Consider the following 24097-nt stretch of genomic DNA (forward strand, 5'->3'; position numbering starts at 1 on the left):
GATTCCGGGCTCTCGCTTCGCGGGCCCCGGAATGACAGAAGTAGCGAGCGACAGGTAAAGAACATGCAGGTGACCATTCTGTTCGGCGGCACCAACAAGGAGCGGCTGGTCTCGGTGGCGAGCGCGCAGGCGCTGCACCGCGCACTGCCCGACGCTGACCTCTGGTTCTGGGACGTCGACGACACCGTGCATGCGGTGACGTCCGAACAGTTGCTCGGCCACACACGGCCCTTCGAGATCGACTTCAAGCCCGATGGTCGCGGCATCGCGCTCGACCAGGCGCTCGATAAAGCAGGCGCCGAGCAGCGCGTGCTGGTGCTTGGCTTGCACGGCGGTCGCGCCGAGAACGGCGAATTGCAGGCGATGTGCGAGATGCGCGGCGTCGCCTTCACCGGCTCCGGCTCGGCGTCGTCGCATCTGGCGTTCGACAAGCCTTCGGCGAAACGCTTCGCCGCGATCGCGGGCCTCAACGCACCGCAGGGTATCACCGTCGACCGGATCGATGATGCCTTCGCGAAACATGGCAGACTGATCGCAAAACCCGCCAAGGACGGATCGAGCTACGGGCTGATCTTCGTCAACGCCAAGCAGGACCTCGTCGCGGTCCGCAATGCCGCGAAGCATGAAGACTATCTGATCGAGCCGTTCGTGTCGGGCGTCGAAGCGACCTGCGGCGTGCTCGAGCAATCCAACGGAACGGTGTTCGCGCTGCCGCCGATCGAGATCGTGCCGGCGGAGGGGGGGTTCGACTACACAGCCAAATACCTCCTGAAGTCGACCCAGGAGATCTGCCCCGGCCGTTTCGCGCCCGAGGTCAGTGCCGCGATCATGGACCATGCGTTGCGGGCGCACCGCTCATTGTCCTGCACCGGCTATTCGCGCAGCGATTTCATCGTGTCGGCCAATGGCCCGGTCTACCTTGAGACCAACACGCTGCCCGGCCTCACCGCGGCATCGCTGTACCCTAAGGCCTTGAAAGCACAGGGCATCGCCTTTGCCGACTTCCTGGCCGACCAGATCGAGCTCGGTCGCCGCCGCGCCAGGAGTTAAGGCCGACTGGGCGGGGAACCCGCCAGACTCGGCCGGATGGAACCCGGGCGCTGTTGCTAAAATGCTAACGGGTTCGCGGCAAAGTATTCAGAGCGTTGATCAAAATACACTCCAGGCTGAACTCCTTTACCATTTGTTTACCAGGAAGCCCGAAGGTTAACGCTGGCGGCGCATGTAGCGCTTGGCTGCCGGGGCGTGAGCTGTCGCGGATTACCGCTTCGAGGATCGCAACCAGGGAACAGGGGGCCTCTCTAATCCCACCGGTCTAGCCGAGACGACACTTGTGCCGAGATCCCGCAGGGTTTGCGGGCGCAACATGTGACGAGCTCGTGCAATGGATGGTGCAGGACGCCTCACCCGATCGCTGCGATCGCTGGGGCCTCAAGCTGACCTGAAAGCAGCCGCTATTGGAGCGGCAATGCTGCTGCGCGAGTATGTCGGCGCCCATCTCGCGCGTCGCCGCCGGCGTCCCGCCAGGCGGCCGCAGGTGATCGATCGCGAGCCGCCGAACCGCTACATCATGCTGGTCGAACGCTATCTGCCGCGCCGCATCGGCCTGGTCGCGACGCTCGCGATCCTGTTCGGCAGCCTGGGCTTCGGCATCGTCAGGGGCGGCCATCTCGAGGAGTTCACCACCGCGCTCAGCGACACCCGCAACGCGCTGGCCAATTCCGCGGGCTTCCGCATCACCACCGTCGGCATCAACGGCCGCAAGCAGCTGAGCCAGGACGAGGTGCTTGCGATCGGCGGCGTCAACGGCCGCTCCTCGCTGCTGTTCCTCGACGCCGATACCGTGCGCGCCAAGCTGAAGGCCAATCCCTGGATTGCCGACGCCACGATCCTCAAGCTCTATCCGGGCCGGCTGCAGATCGACATCGTCGAGCGCACCGCCTTCGCGCTGTGGCAGCAGAACGGCCGCCTGTCGGTGATCGCCTCCGACGGCGCGGTGCTCGAGCCCTACGTCTCGCGCCGCTTTCTCAATCTGCCGCTGGTGGTGGGCAAGGGCGCGGACACCCGCGCCCAGGACTTCCTGGCGCTGCTCGACCGTTATCCGCAGGTGCGTTCGGTGACCAAGGCCGCGATCTTCGTCGGCGAGCGGCGCTGGAACCTGCGCCTCAAGGACGGCCTCGACGTCCGCCTGCCGGAGAACGACGTCGGCAACGCGCTGGCCGCGCTCTCCAGGCTCGACAAGGACGAGAAGCTGTTCTCGCGCGACATCGTCGCCGTCGACATGCGGCTGCCCGACCGGCTGATCGTGCAATTGTCCGACGAAGCCGGCAAGGCGCGCGACGAACTGTTCAAGGACAAGAAGTCCAAGAAGAAGCCGGGTGACTCCGCATGACCGGCCTCGATCGCAATCTGACCCCGAAGACCCGCCCGATGCAGAAGCGCACCGCGATGGTGGCTTCGCTCGACGTCGGCTCCAGCAAGATCGCCTGCATGATCGCGCGGCTCAGGCCGTCGCCGCCGAACGAGGCGCTGCGCGGCCGCACCCATGCGGTCGAACTGATCGGCTACAGCCAGATCCAGTCGCGCGGCGTCAAGGCCGGCTCCGTCGTCGATCTCGCCGAATGCGAGAAGGCGGTGCGCCATGCCGTGGCGCTGGCCGAGCGCATGGCCAAGGTCCGTGTCGAATCCGTCCTGCTGTCGGTCTCCGGCGGCAGGCTGCATGGCCAACTGGTCGAAGCCGCGGCCGATATCCACGGCGGCTCGGTGACCGCGGACGATATCAGCCGCGTCACCTCGGCCGGCATGCGCCACGCCGCCGGCGTCGGTCGCACCGTGTTGCACGCGCTGCCGGTCGGCTACGCGCTCGATGGCGTCAAGGGCATCCGCGATCCCAAAGGCATGGTGGCGCGCCAGTTCGGCGTCGACATGAACGTGGTGACGTCGGATGCGACGGTCGCCAAGAACCTGATGCTGGTGGTCGAGCGCTGCCATCTCAACGTCGAAGCCATGGCGTCGAGCCCGTACGTTGCGGGCCTGTCGGTGCTGACCGATGACGAGGCCGATCTCGGCGCTGCCGTCGTCGAGATGGGCGCGGGCTCGACGACGATCGCGACGTACTCCGGCGGGCGCCTCGTGCACGCATCCGGATTTGCGCTCGGCGGGCAACACATCACGATGGATCTTGCGCGCGGCATCGGCGCGTGCATTGCGGATGCCGAGCGAATCAAGACTTTATACGGCACGGTACTGACCGGCGGTTCGGACTCGCGCGAGTTGATGTCCGTTCCCACTGCAGGCGACGATCGGGAGACTCCGCAAATCGTGTCCCGCGCCACGATCGCCAACATTGTCCGGCATCGGGCCGAGGAGATTTTCGAAATGATCCGTGACCGGCTCGCGGATTCTCCCTTTGCGGCAGAGCCGAGGGCGCGCGTCGTGCTGAGCGGCGGCGCGTCGCAGCTCACCGGCACCGTCGAGCTTGCCACCCGTATCCTGAACCGTCAGGTCCGCATCGGCCGCCCGCTCGGCTTCGGCCGGCTGCCGAACGAGGCGAAGGGCGCCTCGTTCTCGGTGCCGACGGGCCTCTTGGTCTATCCGCAATACGCACATCTTGAACATGTCGAACCGCGGCGCACGCGGCAGCTCAGGACAGGGACAGACGGTTACTTCGGAAAGGTCGGACGATGGCTTCGCGAGGGCTTCTGATGACCACACCCCGGCTCATTGCATTTTCACCAGATCCTGCGGCCAGCGGCCGGGACGAACCAACGCGCGCATAATCGAGAGAGGCAACCATGGCACTCAATCTGACACCCCCTGACATCAGCGAGCTGAAACCGCGGATCACCGTCTTCGGCGTTGGCGGCGCGGGTGGTAATGCCGTCAACAACATGATCACCGCCGGGTTGCAGGGCGTCGACTTCGTCGTCGCCAACACCGACGCGCAGGCGCTGACCATGTCGAAGGCGCAGCGCATCATTCAGATGGGCACCCAGGTCACCCAGGGCCTCGGCGCCGGATCGCAGCCCGATGTCGGTGCTGCGGCCGCGCAGGAAGTCATGGACGAGCTGCGCGATCACCTGACCGGCGCCAACATGGTGTTCGTCACGGCCGGCATGGGCGGCGGCACCGGCACCGGTGCTGCGCCCGTGATCGCCAAGGCCGCCCGCGAGATGGGAATCCTCACCGTCGGCGTGGTGACGAAGCCGTTCCACTTCGAGGGCCAGCGCCGGATGCGCACCGCCGAGCACGGTATTTCCGAGCTCCACAAGGTGGTCGACACGCTGCTGATCATCCCGAACCAGAACCTGTTCCGGGTAGCCAACGAGAAGACCACCTTCGCCGACGCGTTCGCGATGGCCGACCAGGTGCTGTACTCGGGCGTCGCCTGCATCACCGACCTGATGGTCAAGGAAGGCCTGATCAACCTCGACTTCGCCGACGTCCGCGCCGTGATGCGGGAAATGGGCAAGGCGATGATGGGTACTGGCGAGGCCACCGGCGAGAAGCGCGCGCTGACCGCTGCCGAAGCTGCGATCGCCAACCCGCTGATCGACGATAGCTCGATGAAGGGCGCCCGCGGCCTGTTGATCTCGATCACCGGCGGCAAGGACCTCACGCTGTTCGAGGTCGACGAAGCCGCAACCCGCATCCGCGAGGAAGTCGATGCCGACGCCAACATCATCGTCGGCGCCACGTTCGACGAGTCGCTCGACGGCGTGATTCGCGTCTCGGTGGTCGCAACCGGTATCGAGCAGGCCGCGATCGCCTCCCGTGCCCAGGCCCCCGCGCAGCAGACGGGCGGCTCGCCCGAGAGCCGGCTGGCCGATCTGACCGCGCGCCTGCGTGCCGACAACCAGCGCATGGCCGAGCGCGCCCAGAAGCTGGAACCGCCGACCGGCGTGACGGTTGCTCCGATTGCAGCTCCCGCCGCAGCCCAGCAGCGTCCGGCTGTCGAGCGCGCCGCGCTCGCGGCAATCGCCGCCGCGGTTGCCCCGGACAGCGCACCGGCTCAGGCGCCGATGCAGCCGGGGTCCTACGGTGACGTCACCGTGCGGCCGATCGCCCAGAAGCCGACGTTGTTCCCGGACCACGAGGCGGCCCGCGCCGAACAGCACGAGCCGATGCCGCCCGAGACCTTCATCCCGCAGGCGGCAGAGCGGTCGCCGGTCCGTGCCCCGCGGATGCCGAAGTTCGAGGATCTGCCGATGCCGGCGCAGGCGGAGATCCGCCAGGCCAGCGGTGACGGCGAGGCGGAGCACCCGCAGAAGACCCGGCTGTCGCTGTTGCAGCGGCTGGCCAATGTCGGCCTCGGCCGCCGCGACGAAGAGACCGAACCGCCGATCGCGGCCCGTGCCTCGGGTCCGGCGATGCCGACGATGCCGCCGCTGCCCGATCGCAAGCCGGCTCGCAGCGTCGCCCAGCAGATCTCGGCGAACGAATCGCCGGTATCGGAATATGCGAAGCGCCCGGCACCGCAGGGATTGGACGCCCATGGCCGTCAGGCGCCTGTTGCCCCGGCGCCACAGGGTGACGACCATCTTGATATCCCGGCCTTCCTGCGCCGGCAGGCAAACTGAAGTTTGTTACAACCTTGACCACGAAGAAGGCCTCGGCGGGGAACCGCCGGGGCCTTCTCCTTTTGGCGGGCAGGCGGTTGCATCGGGTAAACAAGCAACTGATTTTAAATGATTAATTATTATTTTGGTGGTCAGATAGTCACTCGCCGAGGGCCGTTTTCGCTGCCGCAATTGGGTTAACCTTGGGCGCGAATGCGGCGGAGATGGGGTAACAATCGGTAAAGAAGCGTGAGTTGGCGCGGTTTGGGGCTGTGACTATGGTCTGCCGGGACTTGGGGAGCTCATGCGAGTCGGCCTTGGGGAAGTTTGGCCACTTGATGTTGAGCGAAGTCGGGTAGTGGGCATTATCGAATGAAGTTCAGCCGTCAGACAACGCTTCGGTCGCAAGCCACCGTGACTGGCGTAGGCGTTCATTCCGGTCTTCCTGTCAGTCTCACGCTGGGACCTGCACCCGTCGATGCGGGTTTTATTTTTGTCCGCACCGGTCTCGACGGTGCCGACCGCGAAGTTACCGCCACCGCCGACGCTGTGATCGCGACCGAGTTCGCGACGGTGCTGGGTGACCGCGAAGGACCGCTGGTCTCGACCGCTGAGCATGTTCTCGCCGCGCTGCGCGGCATGGGCGTCGACAACGCCACGATCGAAGTCGACGCTGCAGAAGTTCCGATCATGGACGGTAGCGCTGCGGCGTTTGTCGCGGCCATCGATCAGGCTGGTATCGTGACCCAGCCCGCCGTCCGCCGCTTCATCCAGGTGCTGAAGCCGGTGCAGGTCAAGATCGGCGATGCGATGGGCGAGCTGCGTCCGTTCGCCAGCGGGTTCCGCGCCGAAGTCGAAATCAATTTCGCCAACAAGGCGATCGGTCACCAGACCTACGCCTTCGATCTGTCGCCGGAAGGCTTCCGCCGCGAAGTCGCGCGGGCCCGCACCTTCGGTTGCATGAACGACGTGGCGCGGCTGTGGGGCGCCGGCTTCGCGCTCGGCGCCTCCTTCGACAACACCGTGGTGTTCGACGAGGCCCGCCTGCTCAACGCCGAGGGCCTGCGCTACGCCAACGAGTGTGCCCGCCACAAGGTGCTCGACGTGATCGGCGACCTCGCACTGGCCGGCCTGCCGCTGCTCGGCAGCTACCGTTCGGTTCGCGGCGGTCACAAGCTCAACAACGCGGTGCTCAAAGCGCTGCTCGCCGACCGCAGCGCCTGGCGCATGGTCGAATCGGAAACCGCCCGGCGGCCGGTCCGCGGCCATGTCGAGGCCGGTGCAAGCGCGGTGGGCGGCCTCGTCGCCCCGGCCTACGGTCCGGACGTGTCCTGAGCGCCCAAGTCCTGATCGCCTCGCCGGTCGGCCCGATTTCCGTAATAACCACAGCAGGCTGTGAGCATCGCCGGGTCGCCTTATTCCCGGCGGATTGGCTCCCTATTCGGTTGGTCGACGGTCATTTTTCGGTTAAACAGGCCTGCGGTTGCCTTGATACGGCGCCAACGGCGCGAGTGATGTTGCATCCATGATCGCGGTTCATGGGTGGAGTGGGGTCGCCGTTAACCGCATCAAAGGCGTCAGGTTTTACAATCCATGTCGGCAATGCGTATGGCGCTCGAACCACGCTCTTCTTCTGACGTCTCCGGCCTGACCAGGGCCGTGCGCACGCTGCGTTTCGCGGCGGGCCTGATCATACTTGCATTGCCACTCTCAGGCTGCGGCACCGGCGCGCTGTGGGACAAGTTCATGGCCAAGGACGACACGTTCGTCGATGAGCCCGCGGACAAGCTCTACAATGAGGGCTTGTACATGATGAACGAGAAGAAGGACCTGAAGGCCGCTTCGAAGAAGTTCGAGGAAGTCGACCGTCAGCATCCCTATTCGGACTGGGCGCGCAAGTCGCTCCTGATGTCGGCCTATTCGTACTATCAGGCGGGCGATTACGACAGCTGCATCGGCTCCGCCACCCGCTACGTGACGCTGCATCCCGGCAGCCCGGACGCGTCCTACGCGCAGTACCTGATTGCGGCATCACATTTCGACCAGATCCCGGACATCTCGCGCGACCAGAGCCGCACCGAGAAGGCGATCGCGGCCCTCGAAGAGGTGGTGCGCAAATATCCGACCTCCGAATACGCCACCCAGGCCAAGAACAAGATCCAGGCTGCGCGCGACCAGCTCGCCGGCAAGGAGATGGCGGTCGGGCGTTATTACATCGAGAAGCGCGACTTCACCGCTGCGATCAACCGCTTCAAGACCGTCGTCACCCAGTACCAGACCACCCGCCACGTCGAAGAGGCGCTCTACCGGCTCACCGAGGCCTATATGGCGATCGGCATCGCCGGCGAGGCGCAGACCGCCGCCGCGGTGCTTGGCCACAATTTTCCGGACAGCCGCTGGTACAAGGACGCGTATAATCTAGTAAAGTCCGGCGGTCTCGAGCCGAGCGAGAATCAGGGATCCTGGATCAGCAGGACCTTCAAGAAGATAGGTCTCGGCTAGGAATTGTCCTCGCATGCTGGCCCGTCTGTCGATCCGTGACATCGTCCTGATCGAACGGCTCGATATCGAATTTTCCCGTGGCCTGGCGGTGCTGACCGGCGAAACCGGCGCCGGCAAATCCATCCTGCTTGATGCCTTTGCGCTGGCGCTCGGCGGCCGCGGCGATGCCGGGCTGGTGCGCCATGGCGCCGAGCAGGGCCAGGTCACCGCCACGTTCGATGTCCCGAAGGGGCATCCGGCCGCAAAAATCCTCGCCGAGAACGGCCTCGACGACACCGGCGAGATGATCCTGCGCCGCGTGCAGCTCGCCGACGGCCGCACCCGCGCCTTCATCAACGACCAGGCGATCAGCGTGCAGACCCTGAAGGCGGTCGGCGCGGTTCTGGTCGAAATCCACGGCCAGCACGACGAGCGCGCTTTGGTCGACGCCTCCACCCACCGCCAGCTGCTCGACGCCTTCGCCGGCCATGAGAAGGACGTCACGGCGCTGGAAGCGTTGTGGGATATCAGGCGGACGGCCAACGCCGATCTCGACGCGCATCGCGCCGGCATGGAGCGCGCCGCGCGCGAGGCCGACTATCTGCGCCATGCCTCCCAGGAGCTGAAGGCGCTGGCGCCGAAGGAGGGCGAGGAGACCGAGCTCGCCAACCGCCGTACCACCATGATGCAGGGCGAGAAGGTCGCGACCGATCTGCGCGAGGCGCAGGAGGCGATCGGCGGCTCGCATTCGCCGGTGTCGGCGTTGTCGGCCGCAGTGCGGCGGCTGGAGCGGCGCGCCGCGAATGCGCCCGGCCTGATCGAGCCGGCGGTGAAGGCGATCGACATCGCGATCAACGCGCTGGAAGAGGCCGACCAGCACCTCCACGCCGCACTTGCTGCGACCGATTTCGACCCGGCCGAGCTCGAGCGCATCGAGGAGCGGCTGTTCGCGTTGCGCGCCGCCTCGCGCAAATACTCGACGCCGGTCGATCTGCTGGCGGCGCTGGCGGCGCAATACGCCGGTGACGTCGCGCTGATCGATGCCGGCGCCGACCAGCTGAAGAAGCTGGAAGCGGCCGCCGCTGAAGCCGACAAGCGCTATACTGCCGCGGCGGCAAAGCTGTCGGCGGCGCGCACCAAGGCGGCCGAGAAGCTCAACAAGGCCGTCAATGCCGAGCTCGCGCCGCTCAAGCTCGAGCGTGCGAAATTCATGACCCAGGTCGAGGCAAATGCCGCCGCGCCGGGGCCGCAGGGCATCGACCGCGTCGAGTTCTGGGTCCAGACCAATCCGGGCACCAAGCCGGGGCCGATGATGAAGGTCGCCTCCGGCGGCGAGCTGTCGCGCTTCCTGCTGGCGCTGAAGGTCGTGCTGGCCGATCGCGGCTCGGCGCCGACTTTGGTGTTCGACGAAATCGACACCGGTGTCGGCGGTGCGGTGGCGGATGCGATCGGTACGCGGCTGGCGCGTCTCGCCGGCAAGGTACAGGTGATGGCGGTGACGCATGCGCCGCAGGTCGCAGCCCGCGCCAGCCAGCATCTTCTGATCTCCAAGGATGCGCTCGACAAGGGCAAGCGGGTCGCCACCCGCGTCAACGCGCTCGCCGCCGATCACCGCCGCGAAGAGATCGCGCGCATGCTGGCCGGCGCCGAGATCACCGCCGAGGCCCGCGCCGCTGCGGAACGGCTGCTTAGGGCCGCGAGCTAGTTGCGCCCATGGCCACCAAGGCGAAGAAAGCGCTGGTCGACGTCGACAAGCTCACCAAGGCCCAGGCCAAGGTCGAGCACATGCGGCTGTCACTCGAGATCGAGGGGCACAACGAGCGCTACTATCAGAAGGACGCGCCGACTGTATCGGACGCGGCCTACGACGCCTTGCGGCAGCGCCTGGAAGCAATCGAGACCAGGTTTCCCGATCTCGTCACCAAGGACTCGCCGACGCAGACGGTCGGTGCGGCACCGGCGCGCGGCTTTGCCAAGGTGCAGCATGTCGTTCCGATGCTGTCGCTCGGCAACGCGTTCAGCGACGAGGACGTCACCGAATTCGTCGAACGCATCAGGCGCTTTCTCAAGCTGGATGCCGACCATATTCCGGCGCTGGTCGCCGAACCGAAGATCGACGGCCTGTCGCTCTCGCTGCGCTACGAAAATGGCGAGCTGGTCCGCGCCGCAACCCGTGGCGACGGCTTCACCGGCGAGGATGTCACCGCCAATGTCCGTACCATCAAGGACATCCCGCACAGCCTGAAGGGGCGCAACGTTCCGGCCGCCTGCGAAATGCGCGGCGAAGTCTACATGCTCAAGAAGGACTTCCTTGAGCTGAACAAGAAGCAGGCCGCGGCCGACGACACGGTGTTTGCCAATCCGCGCAATTCGGCAGCGGGTTCGCTGCGCCAGAAGGACGTCTCGATCACCGCGTCACGACCGTTGAAATTCTTCGCCTACACATGGGGCGAGATGAGCGAGCCGCCCGCCGACACCCAGCACGGCATGCTGGAGTGGATGGACAGAGCAGGCTTTGTGGTCAATCCGCTGATCACGCTCTGCAAGAGCGTCGACGACGTCCTGAAATTCTACAACAAGATCGGCGAGGAGCGGGCTTCGCTCGGCTACGACATCGACGGCGTGGTCTACAAGGTCGACCGCCTCGACTGGCAGGAGCGGCTCGGCTTCGTGTCGCGCAGCCCGCGCTGGGCCATCGCACACAAATTCGCGGCCGAACAGGCAACGACGGTTCTCAGGGGCATCGACATCCAGGTCGGGCGCACCGGAGCGATGACGCCGGTCGCGCGGCTCGAGCCGGTGACGGTCGGCGGCGTCGTGGTTTCGAACGCGACCCTGCACAACGAGGACTACATCAAGGGCATCGGCAACGACGGCAATCCGATCCGGGATGGCGTCGATCTGCGCATCGACGACACCGTCGTGGTGCAGCGCGCCGGCGACGTCATCCCCCAGGTCGTCAGCGTCGTTCTGGACAAGCGGCCGAAGAGTGCAAAGCCGTACAAGTTTCCGGACACTTGCCCGGTGTGCGGCAGTCACGCGATTCGCGAGGAGGGCGAGGCGGTGCGCCGCTGCACCGGCGCGCTGATCTGTCCGGCGCAGGCGGTCGAGCGGCTGAAGCATTTCGTGTCGCGCCTTGCTTTCGATATCGATGGTCTCGGCGAGAAGCAGATCCAGGAATTCTACGACGACGGGCTGGTGATGTCGCCGGTCGACATCTTCACCCTTCGCGAGCGAGACAAACGTTCGACCAGCAAATTGATGGAGCGCGAAGGCTACGGCGAAACCTCGGTACGCAACCTGTTCGACGCGATCGACGCCCGCCGCAACATCGACCTGCATCGGCTGATCTTTGCGCTCGGCATTCGCCATGTCGGCGAAGGCAATGCCAAGCTGCTGGCGCGCCACTACCACACGATCGAGAATTTCCGTGACGCGATGCTGGCCGCCGCCAAGGGCAGCACGGATGAGGAGAACACCACCGAGGCCTACCAGGACCTCAACGATATCGATGGCGTCGGCGAGATCGTCGCCGATGCGGTGGTCGAGTTCTTTGCCGAGCCGCGCAACGTCAAGGCGCTCGGTGAATTGTTGCACCAGATCGAGGTGAAGCCCGCCGAGCAGCCGCGCAACAGCTCGCCGGTCTCGGACAAGACCGTGGTGTTCACGGGGTCGCTGACGAAATTCACCCGCGACGAAGCCAAGGCGATGGCCGAGCGTCTCGGTGCCAAGGTCGCGGGCTCGGTTTCAAAAAAGACGGATTACGTCGTCGCTGGCGAAGAGGCCGGCTCGAAGCTGACCAAGGCGCGCGAGCTCGGCGTCGCGGTGCTGACCGAAGACGAGTGGCTGAAGCTGATCGAGGAGTGAGGTGCGCGCAGCAGCGCCGCGTTCTCCGCTGTCGTCCTCCGCGAAAGCGGGGGACCCAGTATTCCAGAGACCGCAGTGATTCACCCGGTAGGCCGCGGCGTACTGGATCCCCCGCTTTCGCGGGGGATGACGAGGCGAGAGCGCGGTACGAGCGCAGCCTCACATCATTCCCTGCTCATCCTCCTCGGCCTGCGCGATCAGCTCTTCGCTCACCACCAGGTTCCGCCGCGGCACCACGAAGATCATGGTGCAGGCGCAGGCGAGCGAGATCGCGAAGACCGCCGATGTCAGCGGCAGCGTCGTGGTCGAGTGGCCGCCGAGATAGGCGCCGAACTGCGAGATCAGCGAACCGATGCCCTGCTGCAGGAAGCCCATGGCGCCGGAGGCAGTGCCGGCGGCCTCGGGGCGGATGCTGATGGCGCCGGCAGCGGAATTGGCCATCACGAAGGCATTGGCGATCATCACGATCATCTGGGTGCCGAACAGCCACAGCGGCGCCTGGTTCAGCCCAGCGAAACTCCAGATCAGGTTCAACAGACTGCCGCCGACCTGCAGCGCGAGGCCGAACCAGATCAGCTTCTCCAGCGAGTGGCGCGGCGCGAAGCGGACGCAGAGCAGATTGCCGATGAAATAGCCGAACCCGGTCATCGCGAACCACGCGCCGTATTCGGCGCTGCTGCGGCCCATCTGGGTGACGACGATGTAGGGGCCTCCACCGGCGAAGGCGAAGATGATCTGCGAGGCCAGCACTTGGCACAGCAGATAACCGACGAAGGCGCGGCTTCGCATCAGCTTGCCGAGGTCGCCGCGGAAGCTCGAGCTGTCGGCGCGGTCGCGGCGGGTTTCAGGCAATGCGAGCGCGATGAAGATCGTGGTGATCAGCGACGCCGCGGTGATGAGATAGAGGATCGCGCGCCAGCCGAATGTGGTCTCCAGCAGACCGCCGGTCAGCGGGCTCACCATCTGCGCGATCATCAGCGCGGCGACGACGAGGCTGATCATCGCGCCGACCCGCTCGCGCGGATAGAGATCGCGGATGATGGCGCGGCTGATCACCATGCCGCTGGCGCCGCCAAGCGCCTGGAAGAAGCGCGCCGCGATCAGCTGCGGCAGGGTCTCGGCGAACACCGAGGCGATGCCGGCCACCACCATCAGGCCGAGGCCGGAGAGCAGCACCGGACGGCGGCCGAACTTGTCGGACAGCGGTCCCATGATCAGCTGCGAGAGCGCGATGCCGACCATGTAGAGCGACACGGTCATCTGCGCGATTGAAATGTCGCGGCCGAACGTCGTCGCCAGCACCGGCAGCGCCGGAACCAGCATGTAGAGCGAGATCGGCGCGACGCCCGTCATCACGACGAGCATCAGCAGCATGACCTTCGATGTCGCGATGTTATTTGTGGCCGCGCCGGGCGGCTTGCCCATCACGCCGTGCATTCAGATCCGATCCAGCATTGTGGAACGACTGTAGCGTGCCGGTTCGCGCGGAATACGGGAGTTTCGGCATACGGCCATGCATTTCGGGTGGCGAACCGGTGGAGTTTCGTCTCGCGCAACAAGCGCCGCTGTCGTGAGCCACAAATTCCACTGTCGTCCTCCGCGAAAGCGGGGGATGACACCGAGTATGAGGAGCGTTGAGCGCTAAACTCGACGCTACGTCAGCGCCGCCGTTGCCTCATCCAGCCACAGCTTGGTGGCGTTGTCGTCGAGATGCGGGCGCACCACGCGGGCGACGCGGGCGTGGTAGTCGTTGAGCCAGCTCAATTCGGCTTCGCTCAGCATGCTGACCTCGATCAGGCGGCGATCGATCGGCGCCAGGGTGAGCGTCTCGAATGCGTTGACCGGCTTCTCGGCGCCGGCGATGTCGGTGCCGATCACCAGCTCGAGGTTCTCGATCCGGATGCCATAGGCGTCGGTCTTGTAGTAGCCGGGCTCGTTGGACAGGATCATGCCGCGCTTCAGCGGTGTGGTGCCGAGCTTCGAGATCCGCGCCGGCCCTTCATGGACGCTGAGATAGCTGCCGACGCCGTGGCCGGTGCCGTGCTCAAAATCGATGCCGGCCTGCCAGAGATGTTGCCGCGCGAAGCTGTCGAGCTGTGCGCCGGTGGTGCCGTCGGGGAAGACCGCGCGGGCAATCGCGATATGGCCGCGCAGCACGCGGGTGAAGCGGTCGCGCATCTCGTCGGTCGGCTGGCCGATCGCGATGGTGCGAGTGACGTCGGTGGTGCCGTCCTCATATTGCGCGCCGGAATCGATCAGCAGCAGATCGCCGGGCGCGATGCGGCGGTTGCTCTTGCGTGTCACGCGATAATGCACGATGGCGCCGTTCGGCCCGGTGCCGGCGATGGTCGGGAACGAGACGTCCTTCAGCGCGCCGGTCTGGCGGCGGAAGGTTTCCAGCGCCTCGACAGTGTCGATCTCGGTGAGGTGGCCTGACGGTGCCTCGCGGTCGATCCAGGCGAGGAAGCGCACGAGCGCCACCGCGTCGCGCTGATGCGCGGTGCGCGTGCCGTCGATCTCGGTGAGGTTCTTGACCGCCTTCAGCAGGCTGACCGGATCGTTGCCGCGCACCGGCTTGCCGCCGGCGCCGGAGATCAGGCGGCTCAACGCGTTGGCCGCGGTCGCGCTGTCGAGTGCGATCGAGGCGCCGCGTTTGGCGAGCTCGGTGAGCTTCGGTGTCAGCGCCTCCGGCTCCTCGACATCGGCGGATTGCTCGAGATGGTCGCGGGTCGCGTTGGACAGCTTGCGGTGATCGATGAACACCAGCGGCCGGCCTTCCTTCGGCACCAGCGCGTAGGACAGCGGCAGCGGCGTATGCGAGACGTCGGCGCCGCGGATGTTGAAGGTCCACGCCACCGCGTGGCTGTCGGAGAGCACCAGCGCATCGACGCCGAGCTTGTTGATCTCGAGCCGGATGCGCTTCAGCTTCTCGGCCTCGATCTCGCCGGAAAACTGCGCGCCGTGGATCGCGACCGGGCCGAGCGGCGGCGCCGGCCGTTCGTGCCAGATCGTATCGATCGGGTTGCCGTCGACGGCGACCAGCTCGGCGCCGGCCTTGGCGCAGGCCGCCGCCAGCCGTTCGGCTGCCGCAGAAGTGTGCAGCCAGGGGTCAAATCCTAGGCGGTCGCCGGCTGCCAGATGCCGGGTCAGCCAATGCTCCGGCGGCGGCTCGACCAGCGGCTCGACCTGCCAGGCCTTGCGGTCGATCTGCTTGCCGGCCTGCAGCGTGTAGCGTCCGTCGACGAACAGGGCGGCTTCCTTGGCCAGCACGATCGCGAGTCCGGCCGATCCGGTGAAGCCGGTCAGCCAGGCAAGCCGCTCCTCGGACGCCGCAACATACTCATTCTGCTGCTCATCGGCGCGCGGAACCACAAACCCGGTCAGCTTGCGCCGCGCCAATTCCTCGCGCAGCGCGCTCAAGCGCGCAGTCAGCGCCACGCCGCCTTCGGGCTCTTCGAACGTCTGGAAATGGGCTTCGAACATCGCCTTTGCACTCTCTTCGGATGCCGCATGACCTTCGCGTAAACGCGCTGAGGCATGACCACATTTTTGGCATTACTTATGCTTGAATCATGGCATAGTTGAAGTGACTGGACGATGTCCACCATCGCCGGTCAAGCGTACAGGGGGTGTCCAGGAGTGTCTCAACTCAACGGTGAGGAGAAGCACGATGCCTGCATTCACGTTTGAGAAGATCTCGCCGCCGGTCCCCCGCGGCCCGATCCCTCCGATCGAACAGAAGCAGCGTGGCGTCATCGTGCAGATGCTAGACCGTTTGGTCGCGGCGCGGGCCAGGCGCGCAGCCGGTCAGGACAACGTCGAGACGCCCGGCCGCGATTCTGAGCCATCCGCCTAGCACTCCTTCAATCGTCGTGACGCTGGCCGAGGTACACGCCTCGGTCCCGGTCTTCGTACTCCAGAGGATACGATCCGCTCGGCCAGCCACGCTCGCGACCGCCGCTGCGCAGCCGCAGCCGGTTGTCATGCCTCCCGATCGCATAATCGCGATAGGACTCGCCAGCATGGCTGCGGCCGCTGACGGGGCGGAAGCCGGCCCCTTCATTGGCGACCGCCGGAGACACGACGGTGAGGATCGCCGCAATTGTCAAAGCGCGAACCGTACGTTTCATGCACATGGTCTCCCTTGCCAAGATTCCGGACCAACGCTTGATGATACCTGCCGTTGCAAGGCTTTAGTCCTTGCCCCTTTGGCGACTATTCCAGGTCGGACGCCTTCGCCACGGTTACGTTGACGACTCTGGTGCCCTCGAGTTCACGCACAATCCGCTCATCGGGGCCGACGATACCCAGATCGAATTCGCGCTCCGCCGTCAGCAGCGTGATGCGCTGACCGACGATCACGACGACGGTCATGTCGAGCGCCTCGCCGGATCTCGCCCATTCCCTGAGCTCATTGCGAAACGGCTGCCTGCGCCAGGCATCCGGGAAGCCCGGATCGCATCTGACCTCGAGGCCGTCGTTGGAAGTGGTCAGGACGAGCTTCGATCGGGAGGGCTTCCAGTGCTCCTCCAAAAGCTCGTTGACCAGCCAGACGCAGCTGAACGTGCGGCACTCCGCCGGCCGGCTTGGATAGATCCGGCAGCCGCGCCCCGGCCTGCAGTGCGGGCACCATTTGTCGGCGGGCTTCGCCAGCGCCTCGATCGCCATCACCTTGCAGCAGAGCGTGCAGTCGCACTGTCTGCCGGCGGCGGTCATGTCACCTGACCGAGCGCAGCAGCAGGCTGCTCCAGCCCTCGATCTTCAGGTGCCGCAGTGGCACCAGGCCGCGGGCGCGATAGGCGGCAATGACCGCCGGCGCCTGGTGCGTCAGCAAGCCCGAGAGGATGACCTGCGCCGACGATGCGAGGTGCCGGGCCATCGGCCCCGCCAGCTGGCGCAGCGGATTGGCCAGGATGTTGGCGAGCACCAGATCGAACGGCCCGTCCTCGGCAAACCGCGGCGCGGCGAAGCCAGTGGCGCGGATCACATCCACCAGATGTCCCGCCCCGTTCAGCCGGGCGTTTTCCTCGGCGACCTTGACCGACGGTGGGTCGATGTCGCTCGCCAGCACCTTGCGATGCTGTGCCTTGGCGGCGGCAATCCCCAACACGCCGGTCCCGGTGCCGAGATCGAGCACCCGGCGGGGCTGATAGGCCTTCAGCACGTGGTCGAGCAGCAGCAGGCAACCGCGCGTGGTGCCGTGATGGCCGGTGCCGAAGGCGAGCGCCGCTTCGATCTCGATCCCGAGCTTGTTCGGAGGTATCCTGTGCCGGTCATGTTGGCCGTGGACGATAAACCGGCCGGCTGCTACCGGAATCAGGTCCTCCAGGCTGGCCTTGACCCAATCCTTCGCCTCGATGATGTCAAATACCAAAGTCGATGCGACATCCTGCCGCACAATCGCCTGGCCGACCAGCTCGCGCAGCAAGGTCTGGTCCGGCGCGTCGGCAAAATGGACGGTGACGTCCCAGCGGCCGTCCGGCCGCTCGAAGGCCGCAAAAGCCGCCTGATCCTCGAAATACAGCTCGGACAGCGCGTCGACCACGCGTTTTGCGGTCGATTCGTCCGGAAGGGTGACGCTGGCGCGGTGTGTGGACGGGGTCATCGGAGGCCGGTAGCGCGGTTTTTGTTAAAATTTCAACCCGTATTCAATCGAATTTCGCGAGAATCGATAGGTTCCCGATTCAGGCAACTTTAGATTTCACCGTAGTAGTACCGGTTCCGGAACAGGGAACTCCCCGGTTCCAAGGCATCACAACCCAGGGCAGGGCTGCAATGAAGACTCTTTTCGTTAGATTCTTGAAGAATGAAGCCGGCGCGACCGCCATCGAATACGGACTGATCGCGACCGGTATCGCCATCGCCATCATCGCTGCGGTGAATGGCGTCGGCACCAACTTGAGCGGGACGTTCAACACGGTCGCCAGTTCGCTCAAGTAATTTCGCAGACGGCGTTCTCGAGCAAGCACCGGGCAACGAGGCCCGGTGTTTTCTTTTTGACAGGTTGTCCACAGCGCCACGCGTAGCCTGTCCACAAGATATACAGCCAGTCGTCCCGGGGTTGTCGGCCTCTGTTCCACAGGCAGTCCACCGGGATACTCACCGATTGTCCCGCTAGGGGACACCAGGTCTGACCCCGGTCGACCCACAGCTTCTCAACAGACATGTCCACAGCTTGCCACGCCATCGGCGCGCCCGGTGCGTCCTCCGCCCTATGTGAACAGCGCGCGATGGTCGGCGAGCACGGCCCGCGCAGCGTTATGCCCAGGGGCGCCGGTGACCCCGCCGCCCGGATGGGCCCCGGAACCGCAATGGTAGAGACCGCGCAGCGGACCGCGGTAATCGGCATGGCCGAGCATCGGACGCGCCGAGAACAACTGGTTCAAGGTCAGCGCGCCGTGAAAGATGTCGCCGCCGAGCAGGCCGAACTGCCGCTCGAGGTCGAGCGGCGACAGAATCTGGCGGCCGAGCACGCTGCCCGCGAAGCCGGGGGCGTAATTATCGACGGTTGCGATCATGAGATCGGCGACCTCATCGCGATGATCGTCCCATGATTTGCCGTCGGGCAATTGCGGCGCGACGTGCTGGCAGAACAGGCTCGCGACGTGCTGGCCCGGCGGGCTCAAACTGTCGTCGAGCGTCGAGGGGATCAGCACCTCGACGACCGGCGCGCGGCTCCAGCCGGACTCACGCGCATCGCGCCAGGCGCGATCCATGTAGCCGAGACCAGGCGCGATGATGATGCCAGCGGTGAGGTGATCGCCCGGGCCGGGCAGCGCGGTGAACGAGGGCAGGGTATCAAGCGCCACGTTCATCCTGAACGTCCCGGAGCCGTTCTGCCATCGCGCGATGCGCGCGCGGAATTCGCTTGCCAGCGCGCCCTCCGGCACCAGGCGCGTGTAGAGCAGCTTCGGGTTGACGTTGGAGACGACATATCTGGCGCGCACCGTCTCGCCATTGTCGAGGATGACGCCGGTGGCGCGATCCTTCTCGACGATCACCTCGCGGACACCAGCATCGGTTTCGATCTCGACGCCATGGATGCGCGCGGCGCGCGCCATCGCCTGGGTGATCGCGCCCATGCCGCCGATCGCGTGGCCCCAGACGCCCTTCTTGCCGTTCACCTCGCCGAACGCATGGTGCAGCATCACATAGGCCGAGCCGGCCGCGTAGGGGCTGGCATAGTTGCCGACGATGGCGTCGAAGCCGAACAGCGCCTTGACGAGGTCGTTCTCGAAGCGCTCGTCGAGCATCTCGCCGGCCGAACGTGTGAACAGGTCGAGCAGATTGCGCTGCTGCTCGAGCGACAGCCGCCTGAGGATGTTGGCGGAGCCAAGCGCGTTGAAGGCTTCACTCATGGCGCCGAGGCCAAAGCCTTCGACGACGTTCGGCGGCGCGCGCAGCACGAATTGGCGCAGCACATCGGCGATGGCTTCGAGTTCCGCCGAGAACACGCCGATTGTCGCCGCGTCCCGCTGGCTGAGTTTCGCCACCGACTGTTGTGTGCGGCCTTCGCCGGTCAGCAGATAGCTGCCATCGGGTGCGGGCAGGAAGTTCTGCGCGCGGCGCTCGACGATCCGCAAGCCGTGATCGGCAAGTTTGAGGTCGGAGATGATCTGCGGATTGAGCAGGCTCACCGTGTAGGCGGCGACCGAATTGCGGAAGCCCGGACAAAATTCTTCGGTAACGGCGGCGCCGCCGACCACCTTGCGGCGCTCGACGATCCTGACCTTGAGCCCGGCCATCGCGAGATAGGCCGCGCAGGTGAGGCCGTTGTGCCCCGCACCGATGATGACGACGTCGACTTCATGATTGGACATGGTGCTTCTATAGGCCGGATGATCTCATCCGGCCACCATCCGCGATGGCTCGCATCCGGCGGGTCACAAAACCGTACCGATCCGGATACGATAATTCGACCGCGATGGTGCGGGCCGTGAGCCGCCGGCGGGGCAGGCAAGGCGCCTCGTTCGTTCCGTGTTGCCAAGCCGTGGAGTGCAAATGCCGTTTGTTTTTGATCAAACTCAAATCGAGTGGCCCGACGACGATTCCGATCTGCCGCCGCCGCGTGCCGACCAGTTCGTCTATCTGCCGGCGCCGGATTTCGGCGGGGAACGCGAGCCGGTGCATTTCTCGCTGGACGTTCCACCCGAGCCGCCCGCGCCGGCGCTGATCACGCCGGTCATGAAGCCGCCGAGCCTTTGGGATCGCCTGCGGGGCCGACGGTATCCGACCGCGCAGATCACGCCGGCGGTCAGGGCCGCCGCGACGGCGCGGGCTGCCCGGGAGGTCTTTACCCCCCAGCGTCTGATCGCGGTCGCTGTGCCGGCGCTCCGCGAACTCGGCGTGCAACGGCTGTATTGCCGCTATGACGGCGGCAACGACGAAGGATTCGCCTGGCTCGACAGCGCCGCGCTCCGCGAAGGCACGCGCATCGACGCCGATGCGCTGGCGCAGCGGCTCACCGAGCAGAAATTTCTCGATCGACTGGTGGACCACGGCGTGATGAAGCGGGTCGATGGCGCCAGTGAACGCGACCAGGTTGCTTCCTTCGTCCGCGATTGGTTGTGCACGGAATGGGCGACCTTGCTGCTTGGCCGCGGCTTCGGCACCGGCGAGTACGTAATGTACGGCGCCTTCACAGTCGATCTCGACAGTTGCACCGTAATCGACGATCCCAAGGCCGATGCGGTCACAAGCAACGTCGAGATCACGAGGTAGCCTGCGATGGCGCATCCCTATCATCATGCCGTGCGTTCCGCGCGCCTGTTCGGCGGTGTTGCCGAGGATTACCTGCCGATCCACGACTGGTTCGACGAGAGCAAGGCGCATCTCGCCGACGTGCGGCACCGCGCGCTGCGTCATCACAGCGAAGGCATCTTCCTCTGCGAGAAGATCTTCGGTGCGACGCTGACCAACAGCGCCGGCAAGCAGGTGCCGATGCGGACGGTCGGCGAGCAGCACGTCAAGGACGATCTCGGCTGGATCCCTTCGGTCAAGGATTGGCTGCAACATCTGGAAATGCAGCCGTGGATGGGACGGACGCCGTTCCGGCCGCAGATGGACGAAACCGCATCGCTCACCGGCGCGGCAAGTTCGGCCGATGATGTCGTGAGAGGCTGAACCGCTCAAGCGATTGGCATCGGTGGCCGTGTTGCCCGCTGCGTGGCGCTATGATTCAATGCAATGTATGTACCCGGTGTTGATCTGCCGGATCGTGACCGGGAGTATTCATGTCGTCTGAGCCGTCCGCTTCGCGAAACCGGCTGGTGCTGGTTGTCTACACCGCCGCGATCTTCGTCAGCGCGTTGTTGCTGTTCTCGGTGCAGCCGCTGTTCACCAAGATGGTGCTGCCGCGGCTCGGCGGCTCGCCGGCAGTGTGGTCGGTGGCGATGGTGTTCTTCCAGTCGCTGCTGCTCGGCGGTTACGCCTACGCGCATCTCCTGATGAAGCTGAACAGCCGCATTGTGCCGATCGTGGTGCATCTCGTGCTGCTCGTCGTCGCGCTGCTGACTTTGCCGCTCTCGATCAAGAGCGGCTGGGGCGAGCCGCCGACCTCGGGCTATGCGGTCTGGCTGCTCGGCCTGTTCGCGGTCTCGATCGGCCTGCCGTTCTTCGCGCTCGCTGCCAACAATCCGCTGCTGCAGGCCTGGTTCGTCCGCACCGGTCACCCCAACGGGCCCGACCCGTATTTTCTCTATGCGTCGTCGAACATCGGCAGCTTCCTGGCGCTGCTGTCCTATCCGGTGCTGCTCGAGCCGATGTTCACATTGCGCACCCAGAACCTGATCTGGACCGGCGGCTACGGTCTGCTGATCGTTCTGATCGCAGGCTGCGGCGTGCTGCTGTTGCGTGCGCCGGCCTATGCCGCCGCACGCAATATGCAAGTCGATGATGCCGATGCGCCGGCGCCGTCCTGGTCGCGGCGGGCGCGCTGGATCTTCCTGGCTGCCGTGCCGTCCGGCCTCTTGATCGCGGTGACGGCGCATATCTCGACCGACGTCGCGGCCGCTCCCTTGCTCTGGGTGCTGCCGCTGTCGCTGTATCTGTTGACCTGGGTGCTGGTGTTCCAGTCGCGGCCGCTGCTGCCGCACAAATGGATGCTGCTGGCGCAGCCGCTGGCGATCGCCGGCGTCGTGATCCTGCTCGCGGTCGGCGGCGAGCAGAACCTGCTGCTCACGCTCGGTGGCCATCAGCTCTGCTTCTTCATCATCGCGATGGCCTGCCATGGCGAGCTCGCGCGCACCCGTCCCGCGGCGAAATACCTCACCGGCTTCTATGTCGCGCTGTCGTTCGGCGGCATGGTCGGTGGCCTGTTCGCGGGGCTGATCGCGCCGTTCACCTTCTCGTGGATCGCCGAATATCCGATCCTGTTGGCGCTCGCGGCGCTGTGCCGTCCGCCCGGCGGCGCGGAGCGGCTGCCGCGCTGGAGCGCCTGGTACTGGCCGTTCCTTGCGGTGCTGGCGGTGGCGCTGATCGCGCCGAGCTATTCTGCCGGCGACATCTTCAACTGGTTCGACGACCACCGGGTGTGGGTGATCGGCGCCGTCGGCGTGCTCTCGGCGCTGCTCGCGCTCGCACTGAATGCCGATCGCTGGAAGATCTTCGCCACCGTCGCCGTCGCGCTGGTGGTGCTGCGCGCCTATCCCTCCGACGACGGCCGCGTCGAAACCGTGCGCAGCTTCTTCGGCGTGCACAAGATCGTGGTGACGCCGAACGGCCAATATCACGTGCTGATGCACGGCACCACGATCCATGGCGCCGAGAAGTTCAAGAACGACGACGGCACGCCGGTCACCGGTAAGCCGGAGCCGATCAGCTACTACCACAAGGACGGCGGCATCGGGCAGGCCATCACCGCAATCCGCGAGCGCAAGGGCGCGCCGCTGAAGGTGGCCGTCATCGGGCTCGGCTCGGGGACGCTGACTTGTTCATCGCTCCCCGGCGAGGACTGGCGCTTCTTCGAGATCGACCAGTCGATGGTCGATACCGCGCGCGACCCGAAATACTTCACCTACATCCAGAACTGCGAGCCGAACCTGAAGCCTGTGATCGGCGACGCGCGGCTGACCTTCGCCAAGGAGCCGGACGGCGTCTACGATCTCATCATCGTCGACGCCTATTCGTCGGACGCGATCCCGATCCATCTCGCGACCGAAGAGGCGATGGCGATCTACAAGGAGAAGCTGGCGCCGCAGGGCGCGGTTGTGATGCACGTCTCCAACCGGCATCTCGAACTTGCCAGCGTCGTGGTCGGCATTGCGGACGCCAACGACATGAGGAGCTGGGTCTACAGCGAGGATTCCGGGCGCGACAACGAGTATATCTTCTCGACCTCGGTCGTGGTCTCCGCGCGCGAGGACGCCGATGTCGGCAAGCTCGCATCATCGGACGTCTGGACCGAGACCGATGCCAACGAGAAGCAGCGGGTCTGGACCGACGACTATTCGAACGTGCTTGGCGCGGTGTACCGGCGCCTGCGCGACGGCGAGCAATAGGGGCGAGCGATCTTGCTCTAGCGGTCCGCCATTAGCAGCCTTGCGACCTGGGGCTTGACGATTGCGGCAAACAGTCCGGGATCGTCGAAAGCGCGCGCAGAGAGCATGGCGCCATGGACCGATGCCATCAGCATCTGGGCCTCCTCGTTCGGCCGCCTGCCCAGCCGGAACAGGTGCTGATCTGCGCCAGTCTTCAGCACCGACGTAAGCCATCCCGCGAGATGATCGAAATGGCCCCGGACGCGCGCGGCGACCTCGTCCGGCAACATCGGCATCTCGCCGGCAAGCATCGCGCAGACGCAGAACGGCAGCGAGGCGTCTTGAATGCACCCCTGCCAGAAGTTCACATAGGACTGCAGTTGGTCGGCAGGGTCGGCGGACTGCTCCCGAAGCGACCTCAGGCCCAGCTCCGTCTCCTGCCGGTAGCGATCGACCAGCGCCGAAACCAGTTCGGCCTTGGTCGGGAAGTGGTGGTGGATGCTGGCCTTCCTGATGCCGATCGCATCCGAGATGTCGGCATAGCTGAACCCGTTATAGCCGCCCGCCACGATGAGGGACTGCGCGACATCGAGAATCCGGTCCGAGGTCGAAATCACTGAGTTCATAGCGGCGCCTACCTTCCGGTAGGTAGCTTGTCAAGGCGGGGCCGCGCACCTGTTCGACACAAGAAGGTGTCCCGGCGCCCGATTGACC

20 protein-coding genes and 1 pseudogene are annotated in these 24097 nt (G+C 65.5%); 14 read left to right on the forward strand and 7 right to left on the reverse strand.

Features of this window, described 5'->3' with window-relative positions; translation table 11 throughout:
- Nucleotides 1-63: 63 nt before the first annotated feature.
- The 9 genes and pseudogenes from BraRD5C2_RS32555 (at nt 64) to ligA (ending at nt 11906) form a co-directional block, all read left to right on the forward strand.
- The gene (locus BraRD5C2_RS32555; protein ID WP_223975440.1) at nt 64-1050 is read left to right on the forward strand and encodes a D-alanine--D-alanine ligase family protein; all 987 of its coding nucleotides are present in this window, start codon (nt 64-66) and stop codon (nt 1048-1050) included.
- A 126-nt stretch (nt 1051-1176) separates the two neighbouring features.
- Nucleotides 1177-1445, forward strand: a pseudogene (locus tag BraRD5C2_RS32560) (hypothetical protein); the annotation flags it as partial.
- The gene (locus tag BraRD5C2_RS32565; protein WP_223975443.1) at nt 1385-2392 is read left to right on the forward strand and encodes a cell division protein FtsQ/DivIB; all 1008 of its coding nucleotides are present in this window, start codon (nt 1385-1387) and stop codon (nt 2390-2392) included. The pseudogene BraRD5C2_RS32560 and the gene BraRD5C2_RS32565, both read left to right, overlap by 61 nt.
- On the forward strand, nt 2389-3705 hold the full coding sequence (gene ftsA / locus BraRD5C2_RS32570) for a cell division protein FtsA (RefSeq protein WP_223975445.1): 1317 nt from the start codon (nt 2389-2391) through the stop codon (nt 3703-3705). Before BraRD5C2_RS32565 ends, ftsA begins: the two co-directional genes overlap by 4 nt.
- An 89-nt stretch (nt 3706-3794) precedes the next feature.
- On the forward strand, nt 3795-5579 hold the full coding sequence (ftsZ, locus tag BraRD5C2_RS32575) for a cell division protein FtsZ (protein WP_223975447.1): 1785 nt from the start codon (nt 3795-3797) through the stop codon (nt 5577-5579).
- Between the two features lie 351 nt (nt 5580-5930).
- Nucleotides 5931-6893 (forward strand): UDP-3-O-acyl-N-acetylglucosamine deacetylase, encoded by a 963-nt coding sequence (lpxC, locus tag BraRD5C2_RS32580; protein ID WP_223975449.1) that lies wholly within the window; start codon nt 5931-5933, stop codon nt 6891-6893.
- A gap of 258 nt (nt 6894-7151) precedes the next feature.
- Nucleotides 7152-8060 carry an outer membrane protein assembly factor BamD gene (locus tag BraRD5C2_RS32585; protein ID WP_374708072.1) on the forward strand — a complete coding sequence of 303 codons (909 nt, stop codon included), beginning with the start codon at nt 7152-7154 and terminating at the stop codon, nt 8058-8060.
- 13 nt (nt 8061-8073) lie between these two features.
- Nucleotides 8074-9744, forward strand: a complete 1671-nt coding sequence (gene recN / locus BraRD5C2_RS32590) for a DNA repair protein RecN (protein ID WP_223975451.1) — start codon at nt 8074-8076, stop codon at nt 9742-9744.
- Between the two features lie 8 nt (nt 9745-9752).
- Nucleotides 9753-11906, forward strand: coding sequence for an NAD-dependent DNA ligase LigA (gene ligA / locus BraRD5C2_RS32595; protein WP_223975452.1), 2154 nt, complete (start codon nt 9753-9755; stop codon nt 11904-11906).
- A 159-nt stretch (nt 11907-12065) separates the two neighbouring features.
- Here the strand turns inward: ligA and BraRD5C2_RS32600 are convergent, their stop codons facing one another.
- Nucleotides 12066-13343, reverse strand: coding sequence for a multidrug effflux MFS transporter (locus BraRD5C2_RS32600; protein WP_223975453.1), 1278 nt, complete (start codon nt 13341-13343; stop codon nt 12066-12068).
- A gap of 216 nt (nt 13344-13559) precedes the next feature.
- Nucleotides 13560-15389: an aminopeptidase P family protein gene (locus tag BraRD5C2_RS32605; protein ID WP_223975454.1), complete on the reverse strand. Its 1830-nt coding sequence runs from the start codon at nt 15387-15389 to the stop codon at nt 13560-13562.
- 187 nt (nt 15390-15576) lie between these two features.
- Between BraRD5C2_RS32605 and BraRD5C2_RS32610 the strand changes: the two genes are divergently transcribed.
- The gene (locus BraRD5C2_RS32610) at nt 15577-15762 is read left to right on the forward strand and encodes a hypothetical protein (RefSeq protein ID WP_223975455.1); all 186 of its coding nucleotides are present in this window, start codon (nt 15577-15579) and stop codon (nt 15760-15762) included.
- A gap of 7 nt (nt 15763-15769) precedes the next feature.
- On the opposite strand, the gene BraRD5C2_RS32615 is transcribed toward BraRD5C2_RS32610, so the two are convergent.
- The 3 genes from BraRD5C2_RS32615 to BraRD5C2_RS32625 form a co-directional block, all read right to left on the reverse strand.
- Nucleotides 15770-16036: a hypothetical protein gene (locus BraRD5C2_RS32615; protein ID WP_223975456.1), complete on the reverse strand. Its 267-nt coding sequence runs from the start codon at nt 16034-16036 to the stop codon at nt 15770-15772.
- 85 nt (nt 16037-16121) lie between these two features.
- Nucleotides 16122-16622, reverse strand: a complete 501-nt coding sequence (locus BraRD5C2_RS32620; protein WP_223975457.1) for a YkgJ family cysteine cluster protein — start codon at nt 16620-16622, stop codon at nt 16122-16124.
- A gap of 1 nt (nt 16623) precedes the next feature.
- On the reverse strand, nt 16624-17511 hold the full coding sequence (locus BraRD5C2_RS32625) for a 50S ribosomal protein L11 methyltransferase (RefSeq protein ID WP_223975459.1): 888 nt from the start codon (nt 17509-17511) through the stop codon (nt 16624-16626).
- 170 nt (nt 17512-17681) lie between these two features.
- Between BraRD5C2_RS32625 and BraRD5C2_RS32630 the strand changes: the two genes are divergently transcribed.
- Complete coding sequence (locus BraRD5C2_RS32630; protein ID WP_223975461.1) at nt 17682-17846, forward strand: Flp family type IVb pilin; 165 nt, start codon at nt 17682-17684, stop codon at nt 17844-17846.
- A 272-nt stretch (nt 17847-18118) separates the two neighbouring features.
- Here BraRD5C2_RS32630 and BraRD5C2_RS32635 read toward each other — a convergent pair whose 3' ends face one another.
- Complete coding sequence (locus BraRD5C2_RS32635; protein ID WP_223975463.1) at nt 18119-19726, reverse strand: phytoene desaturase family protein; 1608 nt, start codon at nt 19724-19726, stop codon at nt 18119-18121.
- A 181-nt stretch (nt 19727-19907) separates the two neighbouring features.
- Between BraRD5C2_RS32635 and BraRD5C2_RS32640 the strand changes: the two genes are divergently transcribed.
- From BraRD5C2_RS32640 to BraRD5C2_RS32650, 3 genes are all read left to right on the forward strand, one after another.
- Nucleotides 19908-20627 carry a hypothetical protein gene (locus tag BraRD5C2_RS32640; RefSeq protein ID WP_223975465.1) on the forward strand — a complete coding sequence of 240 codons (720 nt, stop codon included), beginning with the start codon at nt 19908-19910 and terminating at the stop codon, nt 20625-20627.
- 6 nt (nt 20628-20633) lie between these two features.
- Nucleotides 20634-21029, forward strand: coding sequence for a DUF6915 family protein (locus tag BraRD5C2_RS32645; protein ID WP_223975467.1), 396 nt, complete (start codon nt 20634-20636; stop codon nt 21027-21029).
- 110 nt (nt 21030-21139) lie between these two features.
- Complete coding sequence (locus tag BraRD5C2_RS32650; protein ID WP_223975468.1) at nt 21140-23404, forward strand: spermidine synthase; 2265 nt, start codon at nt 21140-21142, stop codon at nt 23402-23404.
- A 17-nt stretch (nt 23405-23421) separates the two neighbouring features.
- On the opposite strand, the gene BraRD5C2_RS32655 is transcribed toward BraRD5C2_RS32650, so the two are convergent.
- Nucleotides 23422-24009 carry a TetR/AcrR family transcriptional regulator gene (locus BraRD5C2_RS32655; protein WP_223975469.1) on the reverse strand — a complete coding sequence of 196 codons (588 nt, stop codon included), beginning with the start codon at nt 24007-24009 and terminating at the stop codon, nt 23422-23424.
- Nucleotides 24010-24097: the final 88 nt, after the last annotated feature.

Origin of the sequence: Bradyrhizobium sp. RD5-C2 (assembly GCF_019972155.1) — a bacterium.
Classification (GTDB): domain Bacteria; phylum Pseudomonadota; class Alphaproteobacteria; order Rhizobiales; family Xanthobacteraceae; genus Bradyrhizobium.